Genomic DNA, 16,058 nt, shown 5'->3' on the forward strand with positions numbered 1-16,058 from the left:
ATGAACGATCTGTCGGTCATCGACCACTTCCTCGATGTCTTCTCGCACTACATCGACTCGGGTTTCGGGCTGCTGCATGGCGAGGTGGCGTTCCTCACCGCGACGCTGGTGGTGATCGACATGACCCTGGCGGGTCTATTCTGGGCCATGGGCGGCGAGGACGTGATCGGCAGGCTGATCAAGAAGACGCTCTATGTCGGCGCCTTCGCTTTCATCATCGGCAACTTCAACAATCTGGCCGGCATCCTGTTCCACTCGTTTGCCGGGCTCGGCCTGGTGGCGTCCGGTTCCACGCTGACGCAGGCGCAGTTTCTGCAGCCGGGCCAACTTGCCAAGGTCGGCGTCGATGCGGCGCAACCGATCATGGCGCAGATCAGCGACCTGACAGGCTTCCCCGAGGTGTTCGCGAACCTCGATGTCATCTCGGTGCTGTTTCTCGCCTGGCTGGTGGTGATCGTCAGCTTCTTCGTGCTCGCGGTGCAGCTCTTCGTCACGCTGATCGAATTCAAGCTGACCACGCTCGCGGGCTTCGTGCTGGTGCCGTTTGCGCTGTGGAACAAAACCGCATTCCTGGCCGAACGTGTACTGGGCAACGTGGTGTCATCGGGCATCAAGGTGCTGGTGCTGGCGGTGATCGTCGGCATCGGCACGGGATTGTTTGCACAGTTCCAGGTGCCGCCCAACACCGAGCCCTCCATCGACCTGGCGCTGACCATCATGCTCGCTTCACTGGCAATGCTGGGACTTGGGATCTTCGGGCCGGGGATTGCGACCGGGCTGGTGTCAGGCGCACCACAGCTCGGCGCCGGTGCGGCGGCCGGCACGGCGCTGGGTGCCGCTGGTTTGGCGGTGGCTGGTGGCGCGGCTATCGCCACCGGCGGTGCAGCAGTGGCGGCGGGTGCGCGCATGGTGCCGGGCGCTGCACGCGCGGCCATCGGCGGAGTGGCATCGGCCGGGCGTGCGACTAGCACTATGGCAAGCGGTGCGAAGAACGCCTACCAGGCTGGCGCCGCCGCATCGGGTGGCGGTGGAGTTCGTGCTGCTGGCGCAGGCCTTGCCAATGTGACCAAAAGCGGTGCCGGGGCCGTCGGCCAGCGCGTCGCCGCCAGTGCGAAAGCGGTCAAGAACCGCGTAGCGAACTTCGTCGCGGAAGCTGCTGCGCCTGCGGCGGCCGCGAGTTCCACCGAATCGGCCGATTCGACCGAAGCCAAGCCATCAACGGCAGAGCCCGCCTGGGCCAAACAAATGCGCCGCAAACAGCAGGTGAGCCATGCGGCCACCACGGCGGCTCACACCCTGCGCTCCGGCGATCACGGCGGCAGCGGTGCCAGTCCGAGCCTGCAAGATGAGTCAAACCACTAAAGATTTACATTACCGGAGACCCCTTCATGCGTTTTAAACGACCCCAGGTACGTTACTCGGACACGCCCGAACCTGTCACCCCCTACCAAGCCGCCGCGCAGGTCTGGGACCAGCGCATCGGCAGTGCGCGCGTGCAGGCGAAGAACTGGCGGCTGATGGCCTTCGGCTGTCTGTCGCTCGCCTTGCTGATGGCGGGTGGTCTGGTGTGGCGTTCGGCACAGTCCATCGTCACGCCTTATGTGGTCGAGGTGGCCACGGGCGGCCAGGTACGCGCGGTGGGCGAGGCCGCCACGCCGTACAAGCCCAACGATGCGCAGATCGCCTACCACCTGGCGCGCTTCCTCACCAACGTGCGCTCGCTGTCGATCGATCCCATCGTGGTGCGGCAGAACTGGCTCGAAGCCTACGACTACACCACGGACAAGGGTGCGGCCACGCTGAACGACTACGCGCGCACCCACGACCCGTTCGCGCACATCGGCCAGACCTCGACCTCGGTTGAGATCACCAGCGTGGTACGCGCCAGCGCGTCGTCGTTCCAGGTGCGCTGGATCGAACACAACTATGTGAACGGGTCGCCCTCGGGCACCGAGCGCTGGACGGCCGTCGTCACGATCGTGTTGCAGCCACCCCGCACCGAAGAGCGGCTGCGCAAGAACCCGCTGGGCATTTATGTCAACGGCCTTTCCTGGAGCCGTGAATTCGACGCAACCGAAGGAACCAAGAAGCCATGAAAACCCAAATCCGCAATTACGCTTTGCCGTTGATCCTGAGCGCCACCTTGGTGACTGCCAGTGGTTGTGCCACACACGGCAAGCCGCCGCCGGACATCACGCTGGACGAACCCGTCGCGGCGCACGCGCTGCCGGAGTTGCCCAAGCCCATCGAGGTGGTCGAAGTGCCGAAACCACTGCCGCTGCCCGAACAGTTGAAGCCGCTGACAAGCTCGCCAGAGGACAAGCCACTCGCCGAATCGCCCGACGAGAAGGCTCGCGTGACTCGCGCCAATGCCGAAGCCCGCGTGCCGCCGAGCCGCGAGGGCTATATCAACGCGATCCAAGTCTGGCCTTATACGGACGGCGCGCTGTATCAGCTCTACACCAGTCCGGGGCGTGTCACCGTCATCGCCTTGCAGCAGGGCGAGGAGCTGGTGACGGTCTCCGCCGGCGACACCGTGCGCTGGATCGTGGGCGACACGACCAGCGGCGCGGGTGCCAGTCTGCGCGTGAACATCCTCGTGAAGCCCACGCGCGTCGGGTTGAAGACAAACCTGGTCATCACCACCAACCGCCGCACCTACCTGCTCGAACTGTCTTCCACACCGCATGCGTGGATGGCATCGGCATCGTGGGACTATCCGAAGGACCGCATGCTCGCTCTACAGAAGCAGGCACAGCAGGCCCAGGCGGCAGCGCCGGTGGACTCCGGCTTGTCACTGGAGAGAATCAAGTTCCGCTACGCCATCTCCGGCGACAGCCCACCATGGAAACCGCTGCGCGCGTTCGATGACGGCGAGCGGGTCTACATCCAGTTCCCTGCGGGCATCGCGCAGGGCGAACTGCCGCCGCTGTTCGTGATCGGGCCGCAGGGTGATGGCCAGCTCGTGAACTACCGCTTCCGCTCACCCTATTACGTGGTGGATCGGTTGTTCGGTGCGGCCGAGTTGCGGCTGGGCGCTGACAAGGCCGCAGTCGTTCGTATTGAGCGCACCGACGGCGTGGGCAGCACGGCGCGGAGGTATTGAGCATGAGCACGCCCGCCACACCGCAGACGCCGCCGACGGGGACAGATAAGGCCGACCCGGACACCTTGGCTCTGCGCGCTTCGCCGCGCCCAGTCACGCGACTCAATCGGCGCATGCTGGCGGTGTTTGCAGGGGCGCTCGGCGTCGTCATCCTGGGCGCCACGCTCTGGTCCTTGCAGCCACACAAGCGCGAACGCAACCCGGCCACCGAGCTGTACAACGTGGATCGCGTCTCACGGGCCGAGAACCTGGATCAATTGCCGAAGGACTATTCCAAAGTGCCGACAGTGGCAAAACCGGTGGTGCCCGCACTGGGCGAACCACTGCCGGGTGATCTGGGACCGGCCATCGTGCATGCGCAGCGCAATGCCAATACCGGCACGGGTTCGTATGGCAATCCGACTCAGATGGCTAGCGTTCGCGATACCGAGGAAGCGGCGAGATCGGGAGTGTTCTTTCGCGGCAGCGGTACCGCTAAGGTGGCAACGACTGCGACATCAAACACTGCAATGCCGGAGCCGGTATCCAGCAATCAGCCATTTAATCCGATGGCGTCGGTATCGGCACAGTCTGCCGACCCAACGTCCGCGCAGAACCGGCAGGAACAGAAGCAAGCGTTCGTGACCAATGGTGGCGACACCGCCACACGCAATCCCGCCAGCCTGCAACTGCCAGCCTCGCCCTACCAGGTGATGGCGGGCACCATCATTCCGGCAGCGCTGGTGACGGGCATCAACTCCGACTTGCCTGGACAGGTCATCGCCAATGTGACGGAAGCGGTCTACGACACAGCTATTGGCCGCTTTCTGTTGATCCCGCAAGGTTCACGCTTGATCGGGCGCTATGACAGCCAGGTGTCATTCGGTCAGCGGCGCGTGCTGCTGGTGTGGACGCGGCTGATCCTGCCTGATACCTCGTCGATTTCGCTCGACCGACTACCCGGTATCGACCCGGCGGGTTATGCCGGGCTGGAGGATGGCGTCGATTGGCACTGGGATCGCATCCTTGCCGGTGCGGCGTTGTCCACGCTGCTCGGCGTGGGCGCTGAACTGGCTGCGCCTGATCGCGGCAACAACGATGGCAAGGTCATCATCGCCACGCGCCAGAGCGCGCAGGACACGGTGAACCAGGTCGGTCAGGAGATCACCAAACGCAACGTGAGCATCCAGCCGACGCTGACTATCCGGCCCGGCTTCCCGATGCGAGTCATGGTGAACAAGGATCTGATCCTGCGGCCATACCAGCCGCTGTTCTTCCAAAGGGGATCATCGCAATGAGCATAACCACCAGCAAACTGCGGCTGGGGCCGCTGCCCAAGACCGAGACCGTCAAAGTGACCATTGCTCTCACCACCGCGTTGAAGGCCGATTTGGAGCGCTACGCCGCGCTGCATGCTCAGACCTACGGCGAGCCGATTGATGCCGCGAAACTGATCCCGCACATGCTCGAAGCATTCATGGCGCGAGATCGCGGCTTCAGGAAGACCAGGGGAATGTGATTCACAGCGACACCGCGCAAACGCAATCGGAATACGAATACGCCCATGCACGCCTGAGCGAGTTTTCGATAGATGCCGGAAAGATCATCATCACAGGGTCGCACTTACACCGGCCGTTGCGATGCAACCAGCAACTGCCCTGCTGATGGAGCAGATCATGAACAGAGCAGATCGAAGTCCGCTGGCTGCGAGGCCAAACGATGACTCTGATGCAAACGAACTGCATGACATGCAGCTACCACGACTGGTCGCACCGAATACTTTGCCGTTCAGACGCACAATCCGCCGTACAGAGCTACGACAGATCGTGCCGCTGGCCGATACCACGATCTACGACATGGAGCGCCGCGGAGAATTTCCGCGCCGGTTCAATCTGACCGCGCGCTGCGTGGTATGGGACTTGACGGAAGTAGAAGCCTGGCTCGACGCACGTCGGCAAGCCTCGGACAGTTCACAGTTGAAGCGAGCGCCCTCACCTGACGTGCGCCAACGCAAGCGACGCCCAGTTAAAGCAAAGCCTGCGTCGTGAGCACCTTCATCGATGGTGGCAGCAGCGTCGGCGTGTGCGACTTGCCAGCCACCCAAGCATCAATCATGTCGGCCCATTCTTGCAGCATGTGTCGGCGCTGCTCGGCGTATTCGGCCTTGTTGTAGACGCCGCGTGATGAGCGGCCGTCTTCGTGCGCCAAGCACTTCTCGATCCAGTCGCTATTGAAACCGAGTTCGTTGAGGATGGTCGAACCCGTACGGCGCAGGTCGTGCACCGAAAAGCTTTCGATGGGTAGGCCCTTCGCTTTCGACCGCTCGACGACTATCTGCGCGACGCGATTCAGCGTGGCATTCGACATGCACTTGTCGCCGTCATAGCGCGATGGCAACAGGTACTTCGAGCCGCCGGCGCAGGTGCGCAGCGCGATCATGATGTCGAGCGCCTGCTGCGACAGGTAGATGTTGTGGGCCTTGGCGGCTTTCATGCGCGCTTTCGGGATGGTCCACAGCGCGTTTTCGAAGTCGATCTCGTCCCAAGTCGCATGGATGAGTTCGCCCTTGCGCACCAGCGTGAGCAGGATCAGCCGCAGCGCCAGTTTGATGGTCGGGTACGAAGCCACGTACTCCAACTCCTTGTGCAAGACGCGTATCTCCGTGGGCGACAGCGCCCGATCGCGCGGCACGAAGGTGGCGATCGACGATGGACCCACGTCGTCGGCAGGGTTGGCCACCTTCTCGCCGTGCAGGATGGCGAAGCCGTAGATTTGTTTGATGATGTCGCGGACGTGGATCGCCGTTGCTGGCGCTCCCCTGTCCTTGACCTTATTGCACAGGCCACGCAGATCGTCGGGGCTGATCTCGCTCAGCAGACGGCTTTTAAACACCGGCAGGATGTCCCGGTCAAGGATGCTCTTGCGCATCGACCGGGTGCTGTCGGCCATCCTGGCTTCCTCATACCATTTGTCGGTAAATTCCTGGAAGGTTTGGGCTTCAGACAGGCGCCGTTTCTCGCGCTGCTTTTCCTGCGCCGGGGACTGGCCTTCCGAAACGGCCCGCTTCGCGTCGATGCACTTTTCGCGCGCCCGAGCCAGCGACAGACCACCCGGTCCATAACGGCCAATCGTCAGCGTCTCGCGTCTGCCATTGATCCGGTAGTCATAGCGGAACGTGACGGTACCCGCCGACGAGACCGTGACGTACATGCCGTCCCTGTCCGTTACCTTGTAGGGCGCTTCCTTGGGCTTGAGGTTCTTCAATGCGGTGTCGGTCAACATCGGTGCTTCCTCCTGAGAACGGTAATTTTACCGTCAATGGTCAGAAAAACACATGATGCTCTGAAACCACTATGAATACTAGCTTTTCACGCTATTTTTTACCGTCATTACCGAAATTAGTCAGACGGTAAAAAATTTTGGATGGTTGTTCTAGCTTTCATTACCGACAGGATTACCGACAAAAATCTTTGCTTGTCGTCGATAGCTGCCGATAGATGCAGTCATATAAACGTATATAATTCATATAGTTAATATACATTTCCGATAGTCCGCGAAAGCTGCCGAAAGACCTAAAATTATTCCCACTCGATCGTGGCCGGCGGTTTGCCGGAGATATCGTAGACCACACGGTTGATACCGCGAATTTCGTTGATGATGCGGTTTGAAACTTTGCCGAGTAGCGTATAGGGCAACTCCGCCCAGTGTGCGGTCATGAAGTCTTGCGTTTGCACCGCGCGCAGCGCGACGACGTAATCGTAGGTACGTCCGTCGCCCATCACGCCCACCGATTTGACCGGCAGGAATACCGCAAAGGCTTGCGAGGTTTTTTCGTACCAGCCGGCGGCGCGCAGTTCTTCGATAAAAATCGCATCGGCGCGGCGCAGCAAATCCGTATATTCCTGCTTTACTTCGCCAAGGATGCGCACGCCAAGGCCGGGCCCCGGGAAGGGATGGCGATAGACCATGTCATGGGGCAGGCCGAGGGCGAGGCCAAGTTCCCGTACCTCGTCCTTGAACAGTTCGCGCAGGGGTTCCAGCAGCTTCAGATGCAGGGTTTCAGGCAGCCCGCCCACATTGTGATGGGATTTGATGGCATGGGCCTTTTTGGTCTTGGCGCCGGCGGATTCAATCACGTCCGGGTAGATGGTGCCCTGCGCCAGCCATTTCGCATTGGGCAGCCTGGCGGATTCGCGCTGGAATACTTCCACGAATTCGCGGCCGATAATCTTGCGCTTCTGCTCGGGCTCGGTAACGCCGCTCAGGTGTTTCATGAATTCCGCGCTGGCATCCACGTGGATGACTTTCACCCCCAGGTTTTTAGCAAAGGTTTCCATCACCTGTTCGGCCTCGTTCAGGCGCAGCAGGCCGTTGTCCACGAACACGCAGGTGAGCTGGCCGCCGATGGCGCGATGCAGCAGCGCCGCCACCACGGAGGAATCCACGCCGCCGGACAAGCCAAGAATCACCTCGTCGCTGCCGACCTCTGAGCGCACCCGGCCAATGGCTTCTTCCACATAGTCAGGCATGTTCCAGTCATAACCAACGCCGCAGATGTCGTGCACGAAACGGGCGATGATGGCCTTGCCTTGCAAGGTGTGGGTGACTTCCGGGTGGAACTGCAAACCGTAGAAATGGCGCGTTTCGTCAGCCATGCCGGCGATGGGGGTAGCGGCGTTGCTGGCAATGATCCTGAAGCCCTCCGGCAGCGCGGTGACCTTGTCGCCATGGCTCATCCACACGTCGAGGAGGCCGTGGCGGGCTTCGTTAACGCGGTCCTGGATGTCGCGCAGCAGCGCCGAATGCCCTTGTGCGCGTACCTCAGCGTAACCAAATTCGCGGTGCAGGGCGTTTTCCACCGCCCCGCCCAGTTGCGCGGCCATGGTCTGCATGCCATAGCAAATGCCCAGCACCGGCACGCCCAGCTCGAACACCACTTGCGGCGCGCGCGGGGTTGCTTCTTCGGTGACCGAAGCCGGACCGCCGGAGAGGATGATCCCCGCCGGGTTGAAGGCGCGGATGAAGGCGTCGTCCACGTCAAACGAGTGGAGTTCGCAGTAAACGTTGGTTTCCCGCACCCGGCGCGCGATGAGTTGGGTGTATTGGGAGCCGAAATCGAGAATCAGGATTTTCTGGTGAGCCATATGGAATTTTTACGACAGAGGCACAGTGTCCCAGAAACACTCAAAGAAGAAACGCGTTCTTCCCTGCGCTTCGTGGGGAAATAATTATGAGTCAACGCGGTAGTTGGGCGCTTCTTTGGTGATCTGCACGTCATGGACGTGCGATTCACGCACCCCGGCGGAAGTGATTTCCACGAATTCGGCGCGCGCGTGCATATCGGCCACGGTGGCGCAGCCCAGGTAGCCCATGCTGGAACGCACCCCGCCCATGAGCTGGTGAATGACCGCGAGCATGCTGCCTTTGTAGGGCACGCGGCCTTCGATACCTTCCGGCACGAACTTGTCGGCGTTGGCTTCGTTGTCCTGGAAATAACGGTCGCTGGAGCCTTTTTGCATCGCACCGAGCGAGCCCATGCCGCGGTAGGATTTGTACGAACGCCCCTGGAACAGCTCGATCTCGCCCGGTGCTTCTTCGGTGCCGGCAAACAAGCCGCCCAGCATCACGGTGTGTGCGCCGGCGGCAAGCGCCTTGGCGATATCGCCGGAATAGCGGATACCGCCGTCAGCGATCAACGGCACGCCGCTGTCTTTCAGGGCTTCTGCCACATTGTGAATGGCGGTGATCTGCGGCACGCCCACGCCAGCTACGATGCGTGTGGTACAAATCGAGCCGGGACCGATGCCGACCTTGACCGCATCCGCGCCATGATCCACCAGTGCCAGCGCGGCAGCAGCCGTGGCGATATTGCCACCGATGACCTGCACATGGGGAAAGTGGGTCTTGACCCATTTGACCCGATCCAGCACGCCCTTGGAATGGCCATGGGCGGTGTCCACCACAATCACATCCACGCCGGCTTCGGACAGCGCAGCAACGCGTTCTTCGGTGCCTGCACCTACACCGACTGCAGCACCCACGCGCAGGTGACCCAGGCTGTCCTTGCATGCATTGGGATGCTCGGAGGATTTCTGGATATCCTTTACCGTAATCAGGCCGCACAGCTCGAAGGCGTCGTTGACCACCAGCACGCGTTCCAGGCGATACTTGTGCAGCAACGCCAGTGCTTCTTCACGGCTGGCACCTTCTTTGACCGTCACCAGCCGCTCACGCGGCGTCATTACGTTGCTGATCGTCTGGTCGAGATTGGTCTCGAAACGCAAGTCGCGATTGGTGACTATCCCCACCACCTTGCCCGCAGCATCCACCACCGGCAGGCCGGAAATACGATGACGGCGGGTGATTTCCAGCACATTGCGCACGCTCATGTTCGGCGAAATGGTGACCGGATCCTTGACCACCCCGGATTCAAACCGTTTGACGCGCGAAACTTCAAGCGCTTGTGCTTCGGCAGTCATGTTTTTGTGAACGATACCCAGACCGCCCTCCTGTGCCAAGGCAATCGCCAGACGCGCCTCGGTCACGGTGTCCATGGCGGCAGAGACGAGGGGAATATTCAGGGCAATGGTGCGCGTCAGGCGGCTTTGCAGGCTCACATCGCGAGGCAGGACATCGGAATGCGCGGGGACGAGCAGAACGTCGTCGAAGGTAAGCGCTTTTTGTGCGACACGCATAATTATTTTGTTCCTGTGCAAAGCGCTATTATACGGCAACTCGATATTTAGCGGTAAGCCCCGGCGTAAGTGGTAAAAACCTACTAAACACCGCAAAAGCATTTGACGCCGGACGCCCGAATGGCTATGTTTGCATCAACTGGCGCAGGGCTCGGTTAGTTTCGCTAATTACAAACCAGATAGCAGAGGAGATTTGAAGATGACTAAATTTTTAATTGCTTTGGCGAGTGCAGGCTTATTGACGCTGGGCGGCTGCGCCGGTACGACCAATGGCACAGGCAGTACGCAGGCTTCGGCCCAGTCCGCTACCTCCGGTATCAGTGCTGCAGCTCAGGCTGCACTAAAGCAGGCAGAAAACGATGTCGCTGCTTCCAAGAAAGACAAGAATGAATGGACAACAGCTGCAGCTGCGTTAAAAAATGCGCATGAAGCCGCCAAAAAAGGGGATAGCGATGCCGTGCTGAAAAGCGCCAAGTTTGCCAGTGAGCTGGCCAAGCTGAGTATTGGGCAGTTGAAGTACCCTACTACCGATGTGCTTAATTAAACAATATCCGTTCGAGCCATAAAAAACCGGCGCATCAGCGCCCGTTTTTTATGGCTGTCGCTGCCTAAGAAGCTTCGTTTTTTTCCGCTTCGGCGCTACCTTTCTTCATCGCCTTGCCCTCTTCCGCGCGCTGGCGCCGGACTTCCTTTGGATCGGCAATCAGTTTGCGATAAATCTCCACGCGGTCCTTGTCACGCACCGCTGTTTCAGGCTTGGTCAGTTTGCCAAAAATCCCAATTTTGTTCTGCTTGAGGTCGATTTCCGGAAATTTTTCCAGAATGCCCGAGGCTTCAACGGCCTGCAGCGCAGTGGCGCCGGCGGCAAGCCTGACGGGCAGGATCACCTGCATGCCGGGCTTTGCATAGGCAACTTCTACCGTTATTTGTTCGCTCATGATGCTCCGTATACCTGTTCTGCGCGCCGGATGAAAGCTTCGACAAAGCTATTGGCGATATAGCTGAAAACCGGGCCGAGCACAGTGTCCAGCAACTTGTTGGAAAACTCGTAGCTCAGCATGAATTCAATCTTGCAGGCATCCTCGGTCAGTGCTTTAAAGTGCCATTCCCCATCGAGTTTTTTGAATGGCCCGTCGAGCAGTTTCATCTTGATGAAATGAGGCGGCTGATTGAGATTTTCGGTGGTGAAATGCTGCTTGATATGCATATAGTCGATATGGATAGTTGCCACGGTACTGCGGCCGTCACGCAATTTCACCTCGGTACCGCCGCACCAGGGTAAAAATTCACGGTAATGCTCCACCCCATCCACAAGTTCAAACATTTGCTGGGCGGAATGCCCGACCAGCACGCTCTTGTTTACAACTGCCATCGTCTGCCTTGCCCGCAAAAACTGGTAAAATACACGATTGACGCCGGAAAAACCAATGAGCATCGCGCAGAATAAAAAAGCCTTCCACGATTATTTCATCGAGGACAAATACGAAGCCGGCCTGATGTTGGCAGGCTGGGAGGTGAAAGCTATCCGTGCCTCACGCGTGCAGCTCAAGGAAGCCTACGTGGTCATCAAAAATGGCGAAGTATTCCTGATCGGTGCGCATATCAGCCCGCTCGCCACCGCTTCCACCCACGTCCACCCGGATGCCACGCGCAGCCGCAAGCTGCTGCTGCACGCCGAAGAAATCAGCAAGCTCATCGGCAAGGTGGAGCGCGCCGGGTATACCCTGGTGCCGCTGGACATGCACTACACGCGTGGCCGCATCAAGCTGGAAATCGGCCTGGCCAAAGGCAAAAAACAGCACGACAAACGCCAGAGCGCAAAAGAGCGTGAAACCGACCGCGAAGTACAGCGTGCCATGCGCAATAAAGTCTAGGTCGCCGCGCGCAAGGTCACGAGCGGTGTCTCGCGACTGATTCCCCACAGTCCGCCCACCCCGGCCAGCGCCACTCCCGCGCTGCCCGAACCCATTGCCACCAGCCATAGCACCGGGTTGAAGTGGTACGGCAGGTTGAATACTTCACTGCTCAAGGCCCAGCCAATCGCGCTCGCACCGGCTGCAGCAAGCAGGCCGGCCAATAAGCCGATCGCGGCAAACTCCGTCACCTGCGCCACCCACAATTGCCCGCGCCGCGCACCGAGTACGCGCCACAGTGCGGTTTCCAGCGCGCGCTCATCGCGGGTCGTGGCGAGCGCTGCGTATAACACCACCAGACCGGATGCGAGGCTGAATATGAATACAAACTGCACCGCTGCGGTGACGCGATCGAGCATGTCCTGCACCGTCTTCATGATGGCGGAGACGTCGATCACCGTCAGATTGGGATAGGCCTTGACCATTTCATTCAACATGCCTCCCCGCTGTGCGGGAAGATAAAAGCTGGTGATGTAGCTGGCGGGAATGTTTTGCAGCAGGCCACTGTTGGCGATCACAAAAAAATTCACCCGAAAGCTGTCCCAGTTGACTTTACGCAGGCTGGTAATGCGCGCGGATACGGGCGTGCCGCCCACATCGAAACGCAAGACCCCACCCGGTTTGAGGTGCAGTTTTTGCGCGATACCCTGCTCTACTGAAAATTGCGGCGCGGCGCTGGCGCTGTTCCAGCCGTTGCCGGCGACCAGGTTATTGTCTTGCGGTAGCCGGTCGGCATAAGACAAGTTGAACTCACGCTCCAGCAGGCGCCGGGTTTGCCGATCGGCATAGGCCGCCGGGTTCACCGCGTGCCCATTAATTGCCGTCAGTCGCCCGCGTATCATCGGGTAGAGGCTGACCTCAGCCAGCCCGTGACTGCGGAAAAACGCCTGCAATGGCACGACCTGGTCCGGCTGGATGTTGATGACAAAGTGGTTGGGTGCATCCGCGGGCAAGGTGGCGCGCCAGTTGTTGAGCAAATCACCGCGCACCACGGTGAGCAGCAGCAATGCCAGCATTCCCAGGGTGAAGGCGGAAACCTGAATCACACTGCCGCCCGCACGGCGGCGCAGGTTGAGCAGGCCCTGGCGCCAACTGCCCAGACTGCGCGCACCCAGCCAACCTGCACCGAGCACCAGCAGCCACGCCAGCAGTATGGTGACCAGCAGGGTTGCGCCCATGCCTGACAGCGCCATCAATGTGAGCCGGGTATCGCGTACCTGCCAGAACAGCAATGCCGTCAGTGTTGCCAGTCCGGCGAGATAGCTGGCCGCACCGAGCACATCGAGTGCCACGCCATCACGGCGCAGAATACGCAACGCCGGGGTGCGCCGCAGTGCAAACAAGGTGGGCAGGCTGAACCCGGCCAGCAGCACCAGGCCCGCCAGCGCGGCCTGTAAAAAGGGTAAGCCGTTGGCCGGCGGCAATACCAGCTTGGCCAGTTTGCCTAACAATCCTGCCAGTACCGCCTGGCCGACATATCCCAGCGCCACCCCTGCCAGCGCCGCCAGCACGCCCAGCACGGCCATTTGCAAAGCGTAGAGTGCGGCGATATTGCGCTGGCTGGCGCCAAAGCAGCGCAACAGCGCACAGGCATCGAGATGACGGCGCAAAAAATGCCGTGCCGACAGCAGGATCGCCACGGCGGCCAGCATTGCTGCCAGCAGCACCGCCAGGCCCAGATAGCGTTCGGCCTTGTCCAGCACATTGCGGATTTCCGGGCGCGCGTCGCGCACACCCAACACCCGCTGACCACGTTCCAGGTGTGGTGCCAACCAGTTTCGATAGGCTTCCACCACCCTGCTCTCGCCCGCAATCAGCAGCCGGTAGCCCACGCGGCTGCCTGGCTGGATTAATCCGGTGGCAGGCAAATCAGCCTGATTCATCAACAGGCGCGGCGCCAGATTGAAAAAATCACCGCCACGATCCGGTTCACTGGCGAGGATCGCTGCTACTTTGAGCTGACTGTAGCCGACCTGGATGGATGCGCCCGGCGCCAGCTGCAATTCATTCGCCAGGCGCGCTTCCAGCCACACGCTGCCCGGGCCGGGAATGCCATCGGCGCGATGGTCCGCACCGAATGCGGCAGTGGCAATGCGTAAGGAGCCGCGCAGCGGATAGCCTTTACTCACCGCCTTGATCTCGGCCAGGCGACTCTCCTGCGGCGTACTCACCATGCTCGGGAACAGCGCGGTCTGAGCCGTTGCGAGCCCGCGCCGTTGCGCCTCGGCAATCAAGCCGGCGGCAGGCGCGTGATCTGATGCCAGCACCAGATCCGCGCCCAGCAGGCGGTTGCTTTCCTGACTCAGAGCCAGTTGCATGCGCGCCGTGAAGGCATTCACCGAGGCCAGCCCGGCCACGGCAATCAGTACCGCCAGCGCCAGTACGCGCAACTCGCCGGCGCGCCATTCACGCACCAGCATGCGCAAGGCCAGGCGTGCAATATTCATGCGCCGCTTTCCAGATGGCCCGCACGCAGTTGCAGGCGGCGCGCGCAGCGCCCAGCAAGCGCTTCGTCGTGCGTGACCAGTACCAGCGTGGTGCCTTGCTCGCGGTTGAACTCGAACAGCAATTCAATCACGCGCGCGCCGGTTTCGGCATCGAGATTGCCCGTGGGCTCGTCCGCCAGCAACAGCGCCGGCCTGACGGCAAATGCGCGGGCGATGGCCACGCGCTGTTGCTCGCCACCGGAGAGCTGCCGGGCGCGGTGGCGCTGGCGCTCGGCCAGCCCCACCCGTTCCAGCCAATGCTGGGCACGCGCCTGTGCATCGGCGGCGCCATTCAACTCCAGCGGCAGCATCACATTCTCCAGCGCGGTAAGCATGGGCAGCAACTGAAACGACTGGAACACAAAGCCAATCAATGCGCCGCGCAGCCGGGCGCGGCCATCCTCATCCAGCTGCCCCAGCGCTTGCCCGTCCAGCCACACTTCACCCTGGCTGGGCAGGTCCAGCCCGGCCAATAAACCGAGCAGGGTGGATTTTCCCGAGCCGGAGGCACCCACAATGGCAACTGATTCACCGCGCCGGATGTCGAAACTGGCAGGATGCAGGATAGTCAGTTGCGCGCCGTTCGACGCGACTTGCTTGGCAACGCCGGCTGCACGCAGAATGGGGGTATGGATGGGAGTGATCATGAATTTTAGTAAAATTTTACTGTTGTTATGTCTTGTCGCATCCGGCGCCGCACAGGCTGCGCCAGTCATTCTGGTGTTCGGTGACAGCCTGTCGGCGGGCTACGGTCTCAAAACCAGTCAGGCCTGGCCCAGCCTGCTGCAGCAGCGCCTCGACAATAACAAACAACACTGGCACGTTGTCAATGCCAGCATTAGCGGCGAAACCAGTGCCGGTGGCCTGGCACGCCTGCCTATTGCGCTGGCGCAGCACAAACCCGCAATCGTCATCCTTGAACTGGGCGCAAACGACGGCCTGCGCGGGCTACCCCTGGCGGCGATGCAGGGTAACCTCAGGGCGATGATCCAGCGCATCCACCAGGCCGGTGCACGCGTGCTGCTGGTAGGCGTACGTCTGCCGCCCAATTACGGCATGGCCTATACGGAAAAGTTCCGGCACGCTTATGTAACGCTTGCCCGGCAACAGCATGTTGCATTGTTGCCGTCGCTGCTCAAGGGCATCGAAGCAAAACGCGAGTTGTTCCAGGCCGACGGCTTTCATCCCATCGCATCCGCGCAAAACCAGGTTCTGGAGAATGTGTGGAAACCATTGCAAACGCTATTGGTCGCACGACACAACCCCTGAATGGATGAACCTTTGTCAAATAGTATTTCTTATCTGACCGATAGTGCTATGATTCGACAGATACTGAAATATCAGCAACAAATAACGGGTCACTTGATGATGCGAAAGACTTCCATGAAACTGGCGAGTTACGAGGTGGAGTTCATACCCTTGGAGCGGCGTCTGTGCGAGCGTCGCAGTCCGACGGCACAGCTACAGCGCGAGCCATATCTGGGTGTGGATCGCCGCGATGCCGCAGGCCGCCGCACGGAAGATCGCGCCGCCTGCCAGGCACATTTTCTGCATTTTCCAGGCAGCGCCTGATTTGAATGACGGGGGCTCAGCGCACCCGTCCCTTGGTCTGCCCCCGCGCGCAAGGCATCAATCACGCAAGCCTGATCGAAACCCTCACTCCGAACCACCCCCCAACTTCAATCTAGCGCCTCCGGCGCACACGCCACCAACAGGGTGCCGCTGGTTTGCGGGTTGCCCAGCAGCTGGTGTTGCCCAGTTAGGCATTTGGGCATATGGCCGGGATCAGCAGACCGCAGATAGATTCAGGCGCGTCTATACTGCCGGCGCGATCTTGCAACCGCAGCCGCCGCCGTTAGCTACCGGGTCAGGCGGATAG

General features: G+C 60.6%; 17 protein-coding genes. 10 read left to right on the top strand and 7 right to left on the bottom strand.

The features are described from left to right. The 6 genes from trbL to GZH91_RS09840 all read left to right on the top strand — a co-directional run bounded on the left by trbL (position 1) and on the right by GZH91_RS09840 (position 5,133). Positions 1-1,362 (top strand): P-type conjugative transfer protein TrbL, encoded by a 1,362-nt coding sequence (gene trbL / locus GZH91_RS09815; RefSeq protein WP_147072721.1) that lies wholly within the window; start codon positions 1-3, stop codon positions 1,360-1,362. A 26-nt stretch (positions 1,363-1,388) separates the two neighbouring features. Continuing rightward, the gene (gene trbF / locus GZH91_RS09820; protein ID WP_147072723.1) at positions 1,389-2,096 is read left to right on the top strand and encodes a conjugal transfer protein TrbF; all 708 of its coding nucleotides are present in this window, start codon (positions 1,389-1,391) and stop codon (positions 2,094-2,096) included. Then, the gene (gene trbG / locus GZH91_RS09825; RefSeq protein ID WP_147072725.1) at positions 2,093-3,106 is read left to right on the top strand and encodes a P-type conjugative transfer protein TrbG; all 1,014 of its coding nucleotides are present in this window, start codon (positions 2,093-2,095) and stop codon (positions 3,104-3,106) included. Before trbF ends, trbG begins: the two co-directional genes overlap by 4 nt. A gap of 2 nt (positions 3,107-3,108) precedes the next feature. Next, complete coding sequence (locus tag GZH91_RS09830) at positions 3,109-4,383, top strand: TrbI/VirB10 family protein (protein ID WP_147072727.1); 1,275 nt, start codon at positions 3,109-3,111, stop codon at positions 4,381-4,383. Next, positions 4,380-4,604: a DUF2274 domain-containing protein gene (locus tag GZH91_RS09835; protein ID WP_147072729.1), complete on the top strand. Its 225-nt coding sequence runs from the start codon at positions 4,380-4,382 to the stop codon at positions 4,602-4,604. The genes GZH91_RS09830 and GZH91_RS09835 overlap by 4 nt, the downstream gene beginning before the upstream one ends. A 121-nt stretch (positions 4,605-4,725) precedes the next feature. Beyond that, entirely contained in the window at positions 4,726-5,133 is a 408-nt protein-coding gene (locus tag GZH91_RS09840; RefSeq protein ID WP_223264542.1) for a helix-turn-helix transcriptional regulator, read from the top strand. On the opposite strand, the gene GZH91_RS09845 is transcribed toward GZH91_RS09840, so the two are convergent. The 3 genes from GZH91_RS09845 to guaB form a co-directional block, all read right to left on the bottom strand. Then, positions 5,111-6,367, bottom strand: a complete 1,257-nt coding sequence (locus GZH91_RS09845) for a tyrosine-type recombinase/integrase (protein ID WP_147072731.1) — start codon at positions 6,365-6,367, stop codon at positions 5,111-5,113. The two genes, GZH91_RS09840 and GZH91_RS09845, sit on opposite strands and share 23 nt — an antisense overlap. A 296-nt stretch (positions 6,368-6,663) precedes the next feature. Further along, positions 6,664-8,229, bottom strand: a complete 1,566-nt coding sequence (gene guaA / locus GZH91_RS09850) for a glutamine-hydrolyzing GMP synthase (protein WP_147072733.1) — start codon at positions 8,227-8,229, stop codon at positions 6,664-6,666. Between the two features lie 84 nt (positions 8,230-8,313). After that, the gene (gene guaB / locus GZH91_RS09855; protein ID WP_147072735.1) at positions 8,314-9,780 is read right to left on the bottom strand and encodes an IMP dehydrogenase; all 1,467 of its coding nucleotides are present in this window, start codon (positions 9,778-9,780) and stop codon (positions 8,314-8,316) included. 199 nt (positions 9,781-9,979) lie between these two features. Between guaB and GZH91_RS09860 the strand changes: the two genes are divergently transcribed. Next, positions 9,980-10,324: a hypothetical protein gene (locus GZH91_RS09860; RefSeq protein ID WP_147072737.1), complete on the top strand. Its 345-nt coding sequence runs from the start codon at positions 9,980-9,982 to the stop codon at positions 10,322-10,324. A 64-nt stretch (positions 10,325-10,388) separates the two neighbouring features. On the opposite strand, the gene GZH91_RS09865 is transcribed toward GZH91_RS09860, so the two are convergent. Both GZH91_RS09865 and GZH91_RS09870 read right to left on the bottom strand, forming a co-directional pair. Further along, a complete protein-coding gene (locus tag GZH91_RS09865; protein WP_147072739.1) occupies positions 10,389-10,718 on the bottom strand; it encodes an RnfH family protein in 330 nt (109 codons plus the stop codon). Further along, positions 10,715-11,152 carry a type II toxin-antitoxin system RatA family toxin gene (locus GZH91_RS09870; protein ID WP_147072740.1) on the bottom strand — a complete coding sequence of 146 codons (438 nt, stop codon included), beginning with the start codon at positions 11,150-11,152 and terminating at the stop codon, positions 10,715-10,717. The genes GZH91_RS09865 and GZH91_RS09870 overlap by 4 nt, the downstream gene beginning before the upstream one ends. A gap of 55 nt (positions 11,153-11,207) precedes the next feature. On the opposite strand from GZH91_RS09870, the gene smpB reads away from it, so the two are divergent. Next, positions 11,208-11,654: an SsrA-binding protein SmpB gene (gene smpB / locus GZH91_RS09875; RefSeq protein ID WP_147072742.1), complete on the top strand. Its 447-nt coding sequence runs from the start codon at positions 11,208-11,210 to the stop codon at positions 11,652-11,654. On the opposite strand, the gene GZH91_RS09880 is transcribed toward smpB, so the two are convergent. Both GZH91_RS09880 and GZH91_RS09885 read right to left on the bottom strand, forming a co-directional pair. Continuing rightward, entirely contained in the window at positions 11,651-14,140 is a 2,490-nt protein-coding gene (locus tag GZH91_RS09880) for an ABC transporter permease (RefSeq protein WP_147072744.1), read from the bottom strand. The genes smpB and GZH91_RS09880 overlap by 4 nt on opposite strands. After that, a complete protein-coding gene (locus tag GZH91_RS09885; RefSeq protein WP_147072746.1) occupies positions 14,137-14,826 on the bottom strand; it encodes an ABC transporter ATP-binding protein in 690 nt (229 codons plus the stop codon). The genes GZH91_RS09880 and GZH91_RS09885 overlap by 4 nt, the downstream gene beginning before the upstream one ends. Between GZH91_RS09885 and GZH91_RS09890 the strand changes: the two genes are divergently transcribed. Both GZH91_RS09890 and GZH91_RS09895 read left to right on the top strand, forming a co-directional pair. Further along, entirely contained in the window at positions 14,825-15,448 is a 624-nt protein-coding gene (locus GZH91_RS09890) for an arylesterase (RefSeq protein ID WP_147072748.1), read from the top strand. The two genes, GZH91_RS09885 and GZH91_RS09890, sit on opposite strands and share 2 nt — an antisense overlap. A gap of 96 nt (positions 15,449-15,544) precedes the next feature. Beyond that, a complete protein-coding gene (locus tag GZH91_RS09895; protein WP_147072750.1) occupies positions 15,545-15,751 on the top strand; it encodes a hypothetical protein in 207 nt (68 codons plus the stop codon). Positions 15,752-16,058 lie beyond the last annotated feature (307 nt).

The sequence above is a fragment of the Sulfuriferula plumbiphila genome (assembly GCF_009938015.1).
Taxonomy (GTDB): domain Bacteria; phylum Pseudomonadota; class Gammaproteobacteria; order Burkholderiales; family Sulfuriferulaceae; genus Sulfuriferula; species Sulfuriferula plumbiphila.